Below are 16247 nucleotides of genomic sequence, written 5' to 3'. Positions count from 1 at the left end.
ACGCAGCTTTTGCTAGGCTTACACCCCACGCGGCTTCACCCGAGGGAACTGTGATGCGCATGCCATTGCTATGTATCGTGTCGGCGGTGCTCTGCCTGAGTGCTGCGTCGGGTTTTGCCCAAGGCGAATCGCCTCCCGCCCCTGCGGCCTCGGCCGCTGAAGTCCCCCCGGCCAAGCAGGCGGTGTTCAACCAAGAACAGCTCGACCAGATGCTGGCGCCCATCGCGTTGTACCCCGATGCACTGCTGGCGCAGGTGCTGATGGCCGCCACCTACCCTGGGGAAGTGGCCGAAGCGGTGACCTGGTCCAAGGCCAACCCCAAGGCCCAGGGTGATGATGCCGTCAAGCAAGTGGCCAAGCAGCCCTGGGACCCGAGCGTCCAGGCGTTGGTAGCGTTCCCGCAGGTGTTGGTGGTGCTCGGGCAGGACCCGGTCTGGGTGCAGCGCCTGGGGGATGCCTTTCTGGCCCAGCCCGATGATGTGATGGGCGCCGTGCAGCGTTTGCGCCAGCAAGCGAAGGCGGCAGGCAACCTGCAAAGCAACCAGTACCAGAACGTCACGGTGCAGGCTGCACCGGCTTCTACCGCCAGCAGTGCGCCGGCCAGCACCATCATCATCCAGCCGGCCGACCCGCAAGTGGTCTATGTGCCCACCTACAACCCGACCACTAGCTACGGCACCTGGGCCTACCCGGCTTCGCCGCCCGTGTATTACCCGCCGTCGCCGCTGTATTACGCGGGGACGGCGCTGATGGCGGGGCTGGCCTTTGGCACCGGGGTGGCAATCGTCAATTCGCTGTGGGGCGATTGCGACTGGGGGCGCAACGACATCGATATCGACGTCAACCGCTACAACAACATCAACGTCAACAACCGCATCGGCAACAACCAGAACACCTGGCAGCACAACGCCGTGCACCGTGATGGCGTGCCGTACCGCGACAACCGCAGCCGCCAGCAATATGGGCGACAGCTTGACGGGGCAAGCCAGCGTGCGGCGTTCCGAGGCGACGACGCCCAGCGCGCCCAGGCCCGCGACCGCGCCCGCGCGTCGATGGACAAGGCGGGCATCGAACGGCCGGCCACCAGCAACCGCCAGGCCCGTGACCAGGTGCGCGATGCCCAGGCCAACCGCCCGCGTGCCACCGACCGCCAGCCGCAGGCCAGGAGCAACCGCGACAATCCGCAGGCCCGCCAGACGCTGCAGAACAGGCCGAACAACAGTGCCGGCAGGGCGCGCAACAATGCCTTCGAGGGCGTACGCTCACCAGCGCGCACCACGGCCCAGGCCGATCGCGGCCGCACCAGCCAGACGCTCGCGCAACGGCCGAATACATCGCGCGCGGCGGGGCACGCCATCTCCCGGCCCAGCGCGCCCATGCGCCGCGGCGGCGGAGGAGGCCGGCGATGAACAAGACAATCCTCACGGTTTGCCTGGTTGCCCTGGGCAGTGCAGGGTCAAGCCTGGCCGCCGCTCAGCAGGCATTCCCGACACCTGAAAAGGCCGTCGAAGCCTTCGTCCAGGCGTTGGGCACGGAGCGTGCCGACCAGGCGCGCCTGGCGCAGTTGCTCGGCGACGACTGGCGCACCTACATCCCTCGCGAAGGCGTGCAGCGCAGCGACGTCGATGCCTTCCTGCAGCAGTACCACCAGCAGCATCAGGTCGAACAGAAAGGTGATCGCCAGGCGGTACTGGCGGTAGGCAGCGAGCACTGGACCTTGCCGATTCCGTTGGCACAGAGTGCCAGCGGCTGGCGCTTCGACCTCAAGGCTGGCAGCGCCGAGATCCGTGCACGGCGCATCGGCCGCGATGAGCTGGCGGCCGTGCAGTCGCTGCTTGCCTACCACGATGCGCAGATGGAATACGCCTCGCAAGACCGCAACGGCAACGGTGCCCTGGAGTACGCCCAACAGATCTTCAGCACCCCCGGCAAGCACGACGGCTTGTACTGGGAGGGCGAGGCCGACGGACAGGTAAGCCCGTTAGGCCCGCTGTTCGGCCAGGATGCAGTGGGTGACGACTGGTACGGCTATCACTTCCGCATCCTCGATGCCCAAGGCCCGTCGGCCCCGGGCGGTGCCTACAGCTACCTGATCGGCACGCAGATGAGCCGTGGCTTCGCCATGGTCGCCTGGCCTGCAAGGTACGACGACACCGGGGTGATGAGCTTCATGGTCAGCCACGACGGCCAGGTGTTCGAGAAAGACCTGGGGCCCCAGGGCGACAAGCTGGCCAAGGCCATGCAGCGCTTTGACCCTGATGACAGCTGGCAGGTGGTTGCTGTCGACGGCAGCGACTGACCGGCTTAGCGCTCGAGCAGTTGCTGCACCAGCCACTGCCCAGCCGGCCCCAGTGGGCGGCCGCGTGACCAGACCACATCCATGGCGACCCGCCGTGGGTAACCGGCCACTGGCAATTCCACCAGGCCACTGCCAAAGCGCGACACCAGCGCCCTGGGCAGCTCGGCCCAGCCAAAGCCGCGCACGGCGAATTCCAGCAAGGTCAGGTAGTCGGGCGCCGACCAGGCCTGGCCGCGCCCGTGGTGCAGGCTGGGGGCGTAAGTCCGGATATACAGCTGGCGCTCGTTCTCCAGGTGCTGCGGTTGCACTGCCGCCAGCGTGGCCAGCGGGTGCCCGGTGCCGACATACACCGCAAACTCCGCCTGCTCTGGCAGGCGTGCCACGGCCACGTCGGCCGGGTACTGCGGCTGTGCGGCGAGGATGCCGATGTGCGCCATGCCCTGCTGGATCATGTCGATCACGTCGGCGTCTTCGGCTGGCCCGCAGCGCAGCTCGGTGTGCGGGTAGCTGGCTGCGAAGCGGCTGATCACCGCGCCCTGGAACGTCACGCTGTAGCTGTCGGACATCACCACCGACACCAGTGGCTCGACCTGCCCGGCCAGGCGCACCGCCAAGGCATCCAGCCTGGCGCTGGCATCGAGGATCGCCTCCACGTGGCCCAGCACCTGGCGGCCCGCTGTGTTGAGCGTAGGGTGGCGGCCTGCGCGGTCGAACAGCGGGCAACCCACATCCGCCTCGAAGTTGGCGATGGCGATGCTGATGGTCGACTGGCTCTTGCGCAATTTGCGCGCCGCAGCGGAGAACGAGCCGAGGGCAGCGGCTTCGACAAAGGCAACGAGGGCTTCGGGTGAGTAGCGCATAGGTATTGATAAAACCGATAGGTGCTATGTGGTGAGTATCAGTTCCATCAAAGAAAATGTGAAGCAAGAGGTCATTATCTGGATGGAATTTGTCATGAAAAAAGCCGCTTTCACCGAACGTCTGGTTCATGCCATTGGCTATGAAGTCTTTGCCGTGCTGCTGTGTGCGCCGCTGTTGTCTTGGATCATGGGCAAGTCGCTGGCCACCGCCGGTGGCCTGGCCGTCACGCTTTCGCTGATCGCGATGGCCTGGAACATGGTGTACAACGCGCTGGTCGACCGTTTCGTTGTGACGCCGCGCATTCAGTGGAAGGCGCTGTCGCGCTTCGTTCACGGCTTGGGCTTCGAGGCGGGGCTGGTGGTGTGGTGCCTGCCAGTGGCGGCCTGGATGCTCGAGATTTCGTTGTGGCAGGCGTTCATGGTCGAGCTGGGCTTCTTCGTGATCATTCTGCCCTACACAGTGGTCTACAACTGGGCGTTCGACCGTGGCCGGTACATGATCGAGCAGCGTCGGGCAGCCGCCTGAGCAGACAAACGAGCAAGTCGCATCAGGCTGTGAGAGGATGTCCGCCAACCCAGCCATAAGGCCAGACAGGACCCCGAACACAAGCCTGATGAAGACGCCAAAACGAATCGAACCGCTGATTGAAGACGGACTGGTCGACGAAGTACTGCGACCCTTGATGAGCGGCAAGGAAGCTGCCGTCTACGTGGTGCGTTGCGGCGCCCAGGTACGTTGCGCCAAGGTCTACAAAGAGGCCAACAAACGCAGTTTCCGCCAGGCCGCCGAGTACCAGGAGGGCCGCAAGGTGCGCAATAGCCGCCAGGCCCGGGCCATGGCCAAAGGCAGCAAGTACGGCCGCAAAGAGGCCGAGGATGCTTGGCAGAACGCCGAAGTGGCGGCGCTGTTCCGCCTGGCCAGTGCCGGGGTGCGGGTGCCCAAACCGTTCGACTTCCAGGACGGCGTGCTGCTGATGGAGCTGGTGACCGACGCCGACGGCGACGCAGCCCCACGCTTGAACGACGTGCACCTGGAGGCCGAGGAGGCGCGTGAGTACCACGCCTTCGTCATTCGCCAGATCGTGCTGATGCTGTGTGCCGGGCTGGTGCACGGCGACCTTTCGGAATTCAATGTGCTGTTGGGCCCTGACGGTCCGGTGATCATCGACCTGCCGCAGGCGGTGGATGCCGCCGGCAACAACCATGCGTTCAGCATGCTGCAGCGCGACGTGGCGAACATGGCCCACTATTTCGGGCGCTTTGCCCCGGAGCTGAAAGGCACCCGCTATGCCCAGGAAATGTGGGCGCTGTATGAGGCGGGTGAGTTGCGCGCCGACAGCCCGTTGACCGGCGAATTCGCCGATGACGAGCATGAAGCGGACGTGGGTGGGGTGATGCGCGAGATCGAAGCGGCGCGCTTGGATGATGCCCGCCGCCGCGCTGCCCTGGCCGAAGCCGAGCATGGGCCGGTGAAGGGCGAAGAACCACCGCCGCCTTGGTTGCAGTAATGTAGTGGCGGTACTGGCCTCATCGCCGGCAAGCCGGCTCCCACAGGATGGACTGCCCCCAAGATGTTGGACACCACCCCAACACTCGGGGGCAGTCTAGGATTCGCTTGCGCTGCGCTCCCTTGTGGGAGCCGGCTTGCCGGCGATGAGGCCAGATTGGCCACCGCATATCCCGGCTATTACCCCCCGCGCAAGACACAATCTCGTCACCCAGCCTTTTCACTGGCGCACAACAGGCATATGGTGTACGCCGTCCGTATTCCCTGGAGCTGTCATGTCCAACATTTTCCCTTCCGTTCGCCCCCGCCGTCTGCGTCAGAACGAGTCCCTGCGCACGATCTTCCAGGAGACCGAGTTCCGCCTCGAAGACCTGATCCTGCCGATCTTCGTCGAAGAAGGCATCGACGACTTCGTGCCGATCTCCAGCATGCCCGGGGTCAACCGCATCCCTGAAAAACTGCTGGCCCAGGAAATCGAGCGCTACGCCCGTGCCGGCATCAAGTCGGTGATGACCTTCGGCGTTTCGCACAACCTGGATGCTACCGGCAGCGACACCTGGAACGAGAATGGCCTGGTGGCGCGCATGGCACGCATCTGCAAGGACAGCGTGCCCGAAATGGTGGTGATGTCCGATACCTGCTTCTGCGAATACACAAGCCACGGCCACTGCGGCGTGCTGCACGACCATGGCGTGGACAACGACGCCACCTTGGCCAACCTGGGCAAGCAGGCAGTGATCGCGGCAGCGGCCGGTGCCGACTTCATCGCGCCGTCGGCGGCGATGGACGGGCAGGTCCAGGCGATCCGCGGTGCGCTGGATGCCGCAGGCTTCCACGACACGGCGATCATGGCCTATTCCACCAAGTTCGCATCGTCGCTCTACGGCCCGTTCCGTGAGGCCGGCGGCACTGTGCTCAAAGGTGACCGCAAGGCTTACCAGATGAACCCGATGAACCGCCGCGAAGCCGTGCGCGAGTCGCTGCTCGACGAGCAGGAGGGGGCCGATGTGCTGATGGTCAAGCCGGCCGGTGCCTACCTCGACGTGATCGCCGACATCCGTGCGGCTTCGCGCCTGCCGCTGGCGGCGTACCAGGTAAGCGGCGAGTACGCGATGATCAAGTTCGGCGGCCTGGCCGGTGCCATCGATGAAGGGCGTGTGGTGCGTGAAAGCATCGGTGCGATCAAGCGGGCCGGTGCCGACCTGATCCTGACGTACTTCGCCATGGACTTGGCGCAACAAGGGATCTGACGCTAAAAGCAGCAAGAAATCGCTTTGCGTGGAATTATTTTGTGTCCCTGTGTATCTGATGCCAAAGAGCCACAGCTACAGGGACACTGGAATGAAATCACGCAAGAAAAGCGTCAAGCCGATTGGCTTGAAAGACATCACCATCGTCGACGACGCCAAGATGCGCAAGGCGATCACCGCTGCGGCGCTGGGCAATGCCATGGAGTGGTTCGACTTCGGCGTCTACGGCTTCGTCGCCTATGCCCTGGGCAAGGTGTTTTTCCCCAACGCTGACCCCAGCGTGCAGATGATCGCGGCCTTGGCCACCTTCTCGGTACCGTTCCTGATCCGCCCGTTGGGCGGGTTGTTCTTCGGTGCCCTGGGCGACAAGTTCGGCCGGCAGAAAATCCTTGCCGCGACCATCGTGATCATGTCGCTGAGCACCTTCGCCATCGGCCTGATACCGTCCTACGCCTCGATTGGTATCTGGGCGCCGATCCTGCTGCTGTTGGCGAAAATGGCCCAGGGCTTCTCGGTGGGCGGCGAATACACCGGCGCTTCGATCTTCGTCGCCGAATACGCCCCGGACCGCAAGCGCGGCTTCCTGGGCAGCTGGCTGGACTTCGGTTCGATCGCAGGCTTCGTGCTGGGCGCGGGCGTGGTGGTGTTGATTTCCACCATACTCGGCGAGGAAAAGTTCCTCGAATGGGGCTGGCGCCTGCCGTTCTTCCTGGCGTTGCCGCTGGGCATCATCGGCCTCTACCTGCGCCATGCGCTGGAGGAAACACCGGCGTTCCAGCAGCATGTCGAGAAGCTTGAACAGGGTGACCGCGAAGGCCTGGCCTCGGGGCCCAAAGTGTCGTTCAAGGAGGTTGCTACCCAGCACTGGCGCGGCCTGGTGACCTGCATCGGCGTGGTGATCGCCACCAACGTCACCTACTACATGCTGCTCACCTACATGCCCAGCTACCTGTCGCACAACCTGCACTACAGCGAAGACCACGGCGTGCTGATCATCATCGCGATCATGGTCGGCATGCTGTTCGTGCAGCCGATCATCGGCCTGCTCAGCGACAAGTGGGGCCGTCGCCCGTTCATCATGGTCGGCAGCGTAGGCCTGTTCGTCCTGGCCATCCCTGCGTTCATGCTGATCAACAGTGGCGTACTGGGGGTGATCTTCGCCGGGTTGCTGATTATTGCGGTGATGCTCAACTTCTTCATTGGCGTGATGGCGTCGACGCTGCCGGCGATGTTCCCCACGCACATTCGCTACAGCGCCCTGGCCAGCGCCTTCAACATTTCGGTGCTGATCGCCGGCCTGACCCCGACCCTCACCGCGTGGCTGGTGGAAACTACCGGCGACCTGTACATGCCGGCCTACTACCTGATGGTGATTGCTGCAATCGGCCTGATCACCGGCGTGACCATGAAAGAGACCGCCAACAAGCCGCTGCGCGGTGCCGCGCCTGCCGCTTCGGACATTGAAGAAGCCCGCGAGCTGTTGCAGGAGCACCACGACAACATCGAGCAGAAGATCGAGGACATCGACGAGCAGATTGCCGAGCTTGAGGCCAAGCGCAAGTTGCTGGTGCAGCAGCACCCCCGCATCGATTAAGGTGGGGGGTCTGTTCTCTCAGTAGATTATCTATATGGCCGAGGGTTTTTCCGCGCTGCCGCCGCTCAATGGCTTGCGGGTATTCGAGGTGGTGGCGCGGCACCTCAATTTTCGCCTGGCGGCGCAGGAGCTTGGCGTCACCCAGGCGGCGGTGGCGCAGCAGGTTCGCGGGCTCGAGGCCAACCTTGGGATCAAGCTGTTCGAGCGCCTGCCCCGGGGCCTTGGCCTTACGGGTGCCGGCCAGCGTTACAGCAGCGATATCCGCAGCGCCTTCGCCCTGATCAGCAGCGCCACCCAGGCACTCAGGCCCGACGGCGCGCAGCTGACCATCAGCGTTACCCCGACCTTTGCGGCGAAGTGGCTGATCCCTCGGCTCTCGTCCTTCGCCGAGCAACACCCCGGCATTGACCTGCAGGTGCTGGCCACCGATCGCCTTTCACAGTTTCGCCCGGAGGGCGTGGACATTGCCGTGCGCTACGGGCGGCCGCCGTTTGGCCCGGCGCTGAATACCGAGCTGTTTTTGCCGCAGCGCATTGTCGCGGTCGCCAGCCCGTCATTGTTGCAGGCGCAGGGGGAACCTGCGGATCTTCAGCAGTTGCAGCGTTACACCTTGCTGCACGACGCCCACAACTTCTGGCCCGACTTCATCAGCGAAGTCTTTCTGCAGCCGCTGCAGGCATCGGCGCGCAACGTGCGTTTCAACCAGACGGCGTTGGCAATCGACGCGGCCATTGATGGGCAAGGGCTGGCGCTGGCCAGTTATCATTTCGTGAAGCGCGATATCGAGGCGGGCCGGCTGGCACTGGCGTTCGACCACGAGCTCAGCCTGGACCAGGCGTTCTACCTGGTGTGGCCGCGCACTGCCTATCAGCCCCCGGCACTGGACACTGTGCGTGCCTGGTTGCTTCAACAGGCGTCTTAGTCAGTAGTTTTTCTATCGAGTGTTTGAAGGTTGGCTGCCTCTCTCGAGGCGGGAACCGAGTGCTAGTCTGGGCCCATCACTTTTCCAGAACAACGTTCGAGTGGGAGGGCTTCATGGCTATCGAAAAAGTGGCAATCGTGATCGCAGGCGGCAGTGGAATGGGCGCAGCAGCGGCGCGGCGCCTGGCTGCCGACGGCTTCAAGGTCGGCATACTGTCGTCTTCGGGCAAGGGTGAGGCGCTGGCGCACGAGTTGGGCGGCATCGGCGTAACCGGCAGCAACCAGTCCAATGACGATATCAAGCGCCTGGTCGATGCTGTGGTCGCCAAGTGGGGCCGTATCGATGTACTGGTCAACAGCGCAGGCCACGGCCCGCGTGCGCCGATCCTGGAAATCAGCGACGAAGACTGGCACCAGGGCCTGGACACCTACCTGCTCAACGTCATCCGCCCGACCCGCCTGGTGACGCCGGTCATGCAGCGTCAGCAGGGCGGGGTGGTCATCAACATTTCCACCGCCTGGGCGTTCGAGCCCAGCGAGATGTTCCCCACTTCGGCCGTGTTCCGCGCGGGCCTGGCGGCGTTCAGCAAGATTTTTGCCGACAAGTACGCCGCCGAGAATATCCGCATCAACAACGTGCTGCCGGGCTGGATCGACAGCCTGCCGGCCACCGACGCGCGCCGCGACAGCGTGCCGCTCAAGCGCTATGGCACCTGTGAGGAAATCGCCGCGACCGTGGCGTTTCTTGCCAGCGATGGCGCGGCGTACATCACTGGGCAGAACATCAAGGTCGACGGCGGCATTACCCGCAGTATCTGAGGTTGTCTGGTCAGGCCTCATCGCCGGCAAGCCGGCTCCCACAGGGGGTGCGGCGCGCTCGCGGGCTTTGATGAAGCCGTTCAGGGCAACAATTTTTCCCGGGCGAGGGTGCCTTTGAGGGTGCGCTCCACCACATCGACCAGCACCATGGTCTGGTGGTCGACTTCGATGTTGATCAGCTCGCCAGCTTTGTAGTTGGCGAAGGTGGTCTGGCGCAGGGTCTCGGGGATCAGGTTGATGGTGATCAGCGTGTCGTCCACCTCGGCCACGGTGAGGCTGCAGCCGTTGACGCCGAGGAAGCCACGGGGGAACACGTACTTGGCCCACTCCGGCGGCATACGGAACTGGATGAAGGCGCCGGTTTCCTTGATCGACAGCTCGACGATCTCGGCGGTGGAGGCAATGTGGCCGGCCATCAGGTGCCCGCCGATTTCCGCGTTCATCTTCGCTGACCGCTCGATGTTGACGCCCTGGCCGGCCTTGAAGAAGCGCAGGTTGGTGCGTTCCAGGGTGGCGGTCATGGCATCGAATTTCACCTGAGTGCCATCGATTTCAGTGACCGACAGACAGGTGCCTTCAACACTGACGCTCGCGCCGATCTTCAGCTCTTCGAGCAGCTCCGGGGTGAGGTCGATGGTGAACTGGTTGTGGCCCGGGTAGGTGTTTACCGCAAGCAGAGGGCGAACGGCCTGGACGATGCCGGTGTACATGGATGGGCTCCTGGCGTGCAAATTGATTGCCCGGAAACTATGCCGGTAAGGCCAGGAATGCAAGCGGTTGCCGCCGCAACGTCACCCTGTGGGGTCGGCCTTGCCGGGGCGCCGGACCGGTAGCAATGGGCCGCCAGGCGGCCCCCGTTTCTGCGGCGCCGCAATTAGTGCCGGGGCCTCCGCGCGGCCCCGTCGCGACACAAGGCCGCCCCTACAATAACCATGGTGTCAGGGTGCTCATACATGCCCACTGCTGTTCACGATCCTCAGGCACAGGGCTTCATAGGGGTCCAGGTTGACCACCAGCCGCCCATCCTCGGTCAGGTCGCCCTCGACCGTCTCGTTGACCATGTCCACCACCGTCCCCGGTGTGAAGCCGGTCAGCACCAGCTCTTCGGCGATCACCTCCTGGCCAAAGTTCAGCGCGCTGATCTGAATGCCGCGCCCGGCCGGCAGTTCGTGCACCATCACCAGCAACCCGGGGCTGCTGACCTCGGGTACCAGCACCTGGCGGCTGGCAGCGATACCGTAAGCCTGGCGCACGGCGAGCAGTTTTTTCACTTTGCTGGCGAACGAATCAGGGTTTTCCAGCTGGCTGTCCAGGCTGCTGTACAGCGAGCGCGCCCGCGGCATGCCGCGCACCGATGTTTCGGCCTGCGGGTCGAGCCCGGCAAGGTCGTAACCGCCCCGGTGGATCCAGCGGGTATCGCCGTCGAGCATCCTCTCGGCCACCGCCTCGGCCGGTAGCGGCAGGGCACCTACCATGTCCCAGCCCGACAGCGCGACCACCCCGGGTTGCATGGCGTTGTACATCACCAGCAGCAAATGCACCTTCTGGATCAGCTCGATATCCGCCGGGCCGATCTGCTCCAGGTCACGAATGCCCAAGGCCGCCGTGATCAGGCTGGCAGTGGTGCAGGAGATGCCGTTGGTGACGAAGCGCAGGTTGTAGGGCGCATGCTCACCCGACAGGCGTTCGTAGATTTCTTCGCGGATGTGCTCGCGCAGGATGTTGCCGGGCAGGGTCTGGCCCTTGAACAGGTACATGTCATGGGCATGCAGGGTCCAGAAGTGCACCAGCTCGACGGTGAGCTCGTCATGGTTCTGCAGCGCGTGGATCAACGACGCCGGGTCGATGCCCAGGCCATGCATTTCCTTGAGCATCAGCCGCAGGAATTCGGTGTCGCCGGTCAGCAGGGCATGCTGATAGGCCGGGCGGGTGATGAAGTCGTAGGACAGGTCGGCGCCGCCCTTGGACATCTGCGCGATGTCGTCCAGGGTGAGGTTCAGCTCCTGGAAACTGAAGCCACCGGCTTTGCGGATCATGCCGCCGATGATCTGGTTACCGACGATCGACAGCGGGTGGCTTTCCGACCAGGCAGTGCCGCTGGCGCGTGTTTCGACCCCGAGAAAACCGTTGGCATCCAGGCGCAGGCCGCGCGCGCCCAGGCAGTCCAGCGCGTGCAGGGCATCGCCGATGATCATCTGCTGGGCGGCAAAGCTTGGGTCCAGCCAGTTGAGCGACGGTTGGCCCTCTTTGAAGTAGTGCAGGTACACCCAACGCCGGGTCTTGCCGTCGACGCCGGTAATGGGCGGGGTTGCGCTCCAGTCGGTTTCCTTGACCCCCGGCTCGAAGAAGATCACCCGTTGCAGTTGGCCGACGATGTAGTGGCGCGCCTTGAGCTCGTCGCACTGGGCCGGCAGCAGGTTGACCGCATCACGGCCGGGCGGCACCTCGGGCAGCAGCGGCCAGTCTTCCTCGCGCACCTCGACCATGTGGTAAAGCCCTGGGTAGGCGCCATGGGCCAGCTCGGCCAAGCGAAAATCGGCGCCCTTGCCGGTGTGCGAGGGGATCAGGTCGTCGATGGTCACGGCGTTGTGCGCCGCCGCCATGCGGCTCATCTGCACCAGTTCCTGTTCGTTGCCGTAGAGCGGGTCGATGTCGAAGCTGATGCGGTCGAAGTTGCCGTCCACGCTGGGCGTGAAATCGCGCCCGCTTACACCACCGGACTGCTTGATGGGGCCGGTATGAATGCCTTGTACACCAATCTCTGACAAGCGCTTCCACAAGGTTTCGTGGCCCAGGGCGCCGAGCACCGAGCAGCCTTCGGGGGCGATGATAGCGTCGGGGTAGACCGTCAGCCACACCGAAGCGATGTCGGTGGCGCGGCGCGGTTGCGCTTCGGCGTAGGGGTTGAGCCACAGGCGTGACTGGCCCGAGTACAGCCGGGCCCGCTCTTGCGAAGCCTTGAGCATGGAGCGCTCTTCGAGCCATTTGACGTATGACGGGTCGGGTGAAGTCATTTCGCGTCCTCTCTGCGTGTCGGCAACCGGCTCAAGGTATGACGATAGTGGACGCTGAACGTTCGGCTGAGGTTTTCCTGGCGGGCATTGCGCCGGGCTGCTATCGCCGGGCCGACAGCTGCTGCGGCGCCAGGAAGGCATCGTGGAAGTAGTTGCGCAGCGCCTGCATCGCCGGGCTGAACGCCCGCTCGCGGTGCCAGGCCAGGCCGACGCTCATGGGCGTGACCGGGTCGCTGATGGTCACGGTTTCGATGCGCTTGCCCTCCAGCGACCAGGGCCGGTGCACCAGGTCCGAGAGGATCGCCACGCCGCTGCCATTGGCGACCATGCTGCGCACCGCCTCGACCGAGCTGGTGCGTACTCGCACGCTGGGGCGTTGTTTGGCCAGTTCCCAGTAACGCATGGCGCTTTGTTCGGCTTCGTCCACGGTGAGCAGGATGAACGGCTCGTGGGCGACGTCCGCCAGGCTCACCGCCGAGCGCTCGCACAGCGGGTGGTGGCTGGGCAGCCACAGCCGGCGTTCGGAGTTGAACAGGGTTTCGGAGACGATATCCGGGTGGGTGAGGTTGGCGGTCAGTACCACGGCCATGTCGAAGCGGCCTTCGAGCAGGCCTTGCTCGATGGCGCTGCGTTCTTGCTCGTGCACCTCCAGGGTCACGTCCGGGTGCCAGTGCTCCAGCCGTTGCAGGTGATGTGGCAGGAAGTAGCCGAGCACCGTGTAGCTCGCTGCCAGGCGCAGCAGGCCGCTGGCGCGCACATCGGGCAGGGGGCTGTTCAGCGCATCGTCGACGCTGCGCAAGATCACGTAGGCGCGGTTCAGAAAGTGCCGCCCTGCGTCGGTCAGGCTCATGCCCTGGGGTGAGCGCTGGAACAACAGCGCGCCCAGCATGGCCTCCAGTTCCTTGATCGCAGTGGTCACTGCCGACTGGGATATGTTCAGGTGGATCGCCGCTTGGGAGATCTGGCCGATTTCGGCGGTGGCGACAAAATAACGGACCTGGCGCAGGGTCAATGACACGAAGGCACTCCCGGGTATCTGATTTTCAGAAGATACCCTATCTGTTTATAGATCTTCCCAAGGGGTGGCAGAGAATCTAACGTGGCCAGCACGCAGTCACAAGCACCAGGAGAGCAGGCATGCAGGCAGTAGACTTCAACTCGGACATGGGCGAGGGCTTTGGCCCGTGGACCATCGGCGACGGTGTCGACAATGAGCTGATGGCCTTCATCAGCTCGGCCAATATCGCCACCGGCTTTCATGCCGGTGACCCGGGCACCATGCGCCGCACGGTCGAGCGGGCCAAGGCGCTGGGCGTGGCGGTAGGCGCCCACCCAGGGTTCCGTGACCTGGTCGGTTTTGGCCGTCGGCACATCAACGCACCGGCCCAGGAACTGGTCGACGACATGCTCTACCAGCTCGGTGCGCTGCGTGAAATTGCCCGTGCGCAGGGCGTCAGCCTGCAGCACATCAAACCGCATGGTGCGCTGTACATGCACCTGGCCCGCGACGAAGAAGCCGCCCTGCTGTTGGTGCAGAACCTGCGGGTGATCGAGCCTGAACTGTTGCTGTACTGCATGCCTGGTTCGGTGATCTGCCGCGTTGCCCAGGCACTGGGCCAGCCGGTGGTGCGTGAGTTCTACGCCGACCGTGAATACGATTTGAGCGGCTCCATCGTGTTTACCCGCAATGTGCGTGGCTACGAGCCGCAGGCGGTCGCCGAGCGTGTGCTGCGCGCCTGCCGGGAAGGCGTGGTGCGTACGGTAGAAGGCCAGGACCTGGCCATCGAGTTCGATTCCATCTGCCTGCACAGCGATACCCCAGGGGCACTCTGCCTGGTCGAGGCCACGCGGGCGGCGCTGGACGCCGCAGCCATCGAGGTGCGCACACCCCGTTGAGTTTCAAGGGCCGCCGATGCGCAGACACCGGTGCCACCGCACAGCATTGTTTTTGCCTGCCTTACGATAAAGATTCCAAAAAAGGAGCAGACATGGCCGAGCCGCTTGCCAGTACCCCGATCCGCTACAGCTTCGGTGCCGACGAGCACCTGTTCGCCGAGGTCAGCGACAGCATGTCGCTGGAGGCCTTCTTCAAAGGCATGGCCGTCACCCGTGCCGTAGAGCGCCTGGCGCTGGAGGGCGTGCTCGACATCTGCCTGGCCAACGCCTCGTTTCAGATCCGTTTCGACCCCGACCGCATCGCCCCTGATGCGCTGCTCGAAGCCGTGCGCGGCGCCGAGGCCGAGGCGGTGGCCGAGCGCTCGTTGCACACCCGCATCATCGAGATTCCGGTGCTGTACAACGACCCCTGGACCCATGAAACCCTGATGCGCTTTCGCGACCGCCACCAGGACCCGAGCAGCACCGACCTGGAATACGCGGCCCGCATCAATGGCCTGGCCGACGTCGAAGCGTTCATCGCTGCGCACAGTGGTGCGCCATGGTTCGTGTCGATGGTCGGCTTCGTCGCCGGTTTGCCGTTCATGTTCCAGATGGTCGAGCGCGAGCGCCAGTTGCAGGTACCCAAGTACCTGCGCCCGCGCACTGACACGCCGAAGCTGACCCTCGGCCATGGCGGTTGCTTCGGTTGTATCTATTCGGTGCGTGGGGCAGGGGGCTACCAGATGTTCGGTGTTACCCCAGCCCCCATCTACGACCCGCAGCAGACGCTGAACTACCTCAAGGCGCACATGGTGTTCTTCCGCCCGGGCGACATCGTGCAGTTCAAGCCCATCGACCGCCAGGCCTACGACCAGGCCGTGGCAGATGTCGAGGAGGGCCGTTTCGACCTGCGCATTCGCGCGGTGGAGTTTTCCCTCGATGCATTTCTCGCCGACCCGGTCGGCTATCCCAAGTCGTTGCAGGAGGCGCTGGCATGATCAAGGTACGCAAACCTGGCCTGGCGACTTCGGTGCAGGACCTCGGCCGCGAAGGCTATTACCACCTCGGTATCCCGCCGTCCGGCGCGCTCGATCAGTACGCGTTGTGCGCCGCCAATCAGCTGGTTGGCAACCCGGCAGGTGCGGCCGGGCTTGAGTGTGCGCTGGTAGGGCCGGAACTGGAATTTACCCAGGACGCGCTGGTGGCGGTGTGCGGCGCGCAGATGCCGGCGTTGCTCGATGGCCGTGAGCAGCGGCCTGACACCGCGTTTGCAGTCCGGGCTGGGCAAGTGCTGCGCTTTGGCTTCCCCACGGCTGGGGCGCGGGCCTACATTGCGGTGGCGGGCGGGATCGATGTGCCGCAGGTGCTGGGTAGCCGCTCTACATACGCATTGGGGGCGCTGGGTGGTTTCAATGGGCGCAAGCTGGTGGCCGGTGATGTGCTGCCGGTCGGCGTGCCCAGCGGCAAGACCCGGGCCGGTGCCAGCCTGCCCATGGCCCTGCGCCAGGCGTTGGGCGGCGAAGTGGTGTTGCGGGTGGTGCCGGGCTTGTACTTCCACCGCCTGACCGAGGCCGCAGCGAAGCGCTTCTTTACCGATGCCTGGACGGTCGGCTCCGAGGCCGACCGCATCGGCTACCGCTACCGCGGTGGCGGTGCGTTGAGCTTCCAGCCGCGTGAGCAGCCGTTTGGAGCCGGCTCGGACCCTTCCAACATCGTCGACAGCTGCTACCCGATCGGCTCGATCCAGGTACCGGCGGGGTTGGAGCCGATCATCCTGCACCGTGATGCGGTGTCGGGTGGGGGCTATGCCATGATCGGCACGGTGATCAGCGCTGACCTGGACTTGGTCGGGCAGATGCAGCCTAACCAGCAGGCGCGGTTTTTACCGGTGAGCATGGAAGAGGCGCTTGAGGCGCGGCGGTCGTACAAGAAGAAACTGGGGTATCTGGGCAGGTTGTTCAGCTGATCTGCCAGGCCAGCGGTTCCTGCGCCCACAGTATCCGCTGCGCTGCGGACCCTGTGGGAGATTACCCAGCCCTTCGGGCTGCGCTGTCGCGCAGAGAACAAAGCCCGCGAGCGCGCCGCATACCCTGTAGGAGCGGCTT

Annotated in this window: 15 protein-coding genes; 11 read left to right on the top strand and 4 right to left on the bottom strand. The window is 64.4% G+C overall.

Annotated elements, in window-relative coordinates; all coding sequences use genetic code 11:
• Positions 1-53: 53 nt before the first annotated feature.
• Both ACFY68_RS17150 and ACFY68_RS17145 read left to right on the top strand, forming a co-directional pair.
• Entirely contained in the window at positions 54-1409 is a 1356-nt protein-coding gene (locus ACFY68_RS17150) for a DUF3300 domain-containing protein (RefSeq protein ID WP_387529567.1), read from the top strand.
• Entirely contained in the window at positions 1406-2299 is an 894-nt protein-coding gene (locus tag ACFY68_RS17145; RefSeq protein WP_387529564.1) for a DUF2950 domain-containing protein, read from the top strand. Before ACFY68_RS17150 ends, ACFY68_RS17145 begins: the two co-directional genes overlap by 4 nt.
• A 5-nt stretch (positions 2300-2304) precedes the next feature.
• Here the strand turns inward: ACFY68_RS17145 and ACFY68_RS17140 are convergent, their stop codons facing one another.
• Positions 2305-3159, bottom strand: coding sequence for a LysR family transcriptional regulator (locus ACFY68_RS17140; protein ID WP_387529561.1), 855 nt, complete (start codon positions 3157-3159; stop codon positions 2305-2307).
• A gap of 94 nt (positions 3160-3253) precedes the next feature.
• Between ACFY68_RS17140 and ACFY68_RS17135 the strand changes: the two genes are divergently transcribed.
• The 6 genes from ACFY68_RS17135 to ACFY68_RS17110 all read left to right on the top strand — a co-directional run bounded on the left by ACFY68_RS17135 (position 3254) and on the right by ACFY68_RS17110 (position 9250).
• Positions 3254-3685: a multidrug/biocide efflux PACE transporter gene (locus tag ACFY68_RS17135; RefSeq protein ID WP_387529559.1), complete on the top strand. Its 432-nt coding sequence runs from the start codon at positions 3254-3256 to the stop codon at positions 3683-3685.
• Positions 3686-3773: 88 nt separating this feature from the next.
• Positions 3774-4667 carry a PA4780 family RIO1-like protein kinase gene (locus ACFY68_RS17130; RefSeq protein WP_387529556.1) on the top strand — a complete coding sequence of 298 codons (894 nt, stop codon included), beginning with the start codon at positions 3774-3776 and terminating at the stop codon, positions 4665-4667.
• Positions 4668-4941: 274 nt separating this feature from the next.
• On the top strand, positions 4942-5916 hold the full coding sequence (hemB, locus tag ACFY68_RS17125) for a porphobilinogen synthase (protein ID WP_346613096.1): 975 nt from the start codon (positions 4942-4944) through the stop codon (positions 5914-5916).
• 91 nt (positions 5917-6007) lie between these two features.
• Positions 6008-7510, top strand: coding sequence for a glycine betaine/L-proline transporter ProP (gene proP, locus ACFY68_RS17120; protein WP_346613097.1), 1503 nt, complete (start codon positions 6008-6010; stop codon positions 7508-7510).
• 34 nt (positions 7511-7544) lie between these two features.
• Entirely contained in the window at positions 7545-8432 is an 888-nt protein-coding gene (locus tag ACFY68_RS17115; protein WP_387529553.1) for a LysR substrate-binding domain-containing protein, read from the top strand.
• A gap of 113 nt (positions 8433-8545) precedes the next feature.
• Positions 8546-9250 (top strand): SDR family oxidoreductase, encoded by a 705-nt coding sequence (locus tag ACFY68_RS17110; RefSeq protein ID WP_387529550.1) that lies wholly within the window; start codon positions 8546-8548, stop codon positions 9248-9250.
• An 80-nt stretch (positions 9251-9330) separates the two neighbouring features.
• Here the strand turns inward: ACFY68_RS17110 and ACFY68_RS17105 are convergent, their stop codons facing one another.
• From ACFY68_RS17105 to ACFY68_RS17095, 3 genes are all read right to left on the bottom strand, one after another.
• Positions 9331-9960: a riboflavin synthase subunit alpha gene (locus tag ACFY68_RS17105; RefSeq protein WP_346613100.1), complete on the bottom strand. Its 630-nt coding sequence runs from the start codon at positions 9958-9960 to the stop codon at positions 9331-9333.
• Positions 9961-10197: 237 nt separating this feature from the next.
• Positions 10198-12264, bottom strand: a complete 2067-nt coding sequence (gene treS, locus ACFY68_RS17100) for a maltose alpha-D-glucosyltransferase (protein ID WP_387529547.1) — start codon at positions 12262-12264, stop codon at positions 10198-10200.
• Positions 12265-12364: 100 nt separating this feature from the next.
• Positions 12365-13282 (bottom strand): LysR family transcriptional regulator, encoded by a 918-nt coding sequence (locus ACFY68_RS17095; protein WP_346613102.1) that lies wholly within the window; start codon positions 13280-13282, stop codon positions 12365-12367.
• A gap of 119 nt (positions 13283-13401) precedes the next feature.
• On the opposite strand from ACFY68_RS17095, the gene ACFY68_RS17090 reads away from it, so the two are divergent.
• From ACFY68_RS17090 to ACFY68_RS17080, 3 genes are all read left to right on the top strand, one after another.
• Entirely contained in the window at positions 13402-14160 is a 759-nt protein-coding gene (locus tag ACFY68_RS17090) for a 5-oxoprolinase subunit PxpA (RefSeq protein ID WP_387529544.1), read from the top strand.
• A gap of 92 nt (positions 14161-14252) precedes the next feature.
• Entirely contained in the window at positions 14253-15140 is an 888-nt protein-coding gene (locus ACFY68_RS17085) for an allophanate hydrolase subunit 1 (protein WP_387529541.1), read from the top strand.
• Complete coding sequence (locus tag ACFY68_RS17080; RefSeq protein WP_387529538.1) at positions 15137-16108, top strand: biotin-dependent carboxyltransferase family protein; 972 nt, start codon at positions 15137-15139, stop codon at positions 16106-16108. The genes ACFY68_RS17085 and ACFY68_RS17080 overlap by 4 nt, the downstream gene beginning before the upstream one ends.
• The last annotated feature ends 139 nt before the right edge of the window (positions 16109-16247 follow it).

This window comes from Pseudomonas sp. NPDC012596 (assembly GCF_042902325.1).
Lineage (GTDB): Bacteria > Pseudomonadota > Gammaproteobacteria > Pseudomonadales > Pseudomonadaceae > Aquipseudomonas.
The sequence above is the reverse complement of the archived record's forward strand: the minus strand, read 5'-3'. Positions and strand labels throughout refer to the sequence as shown.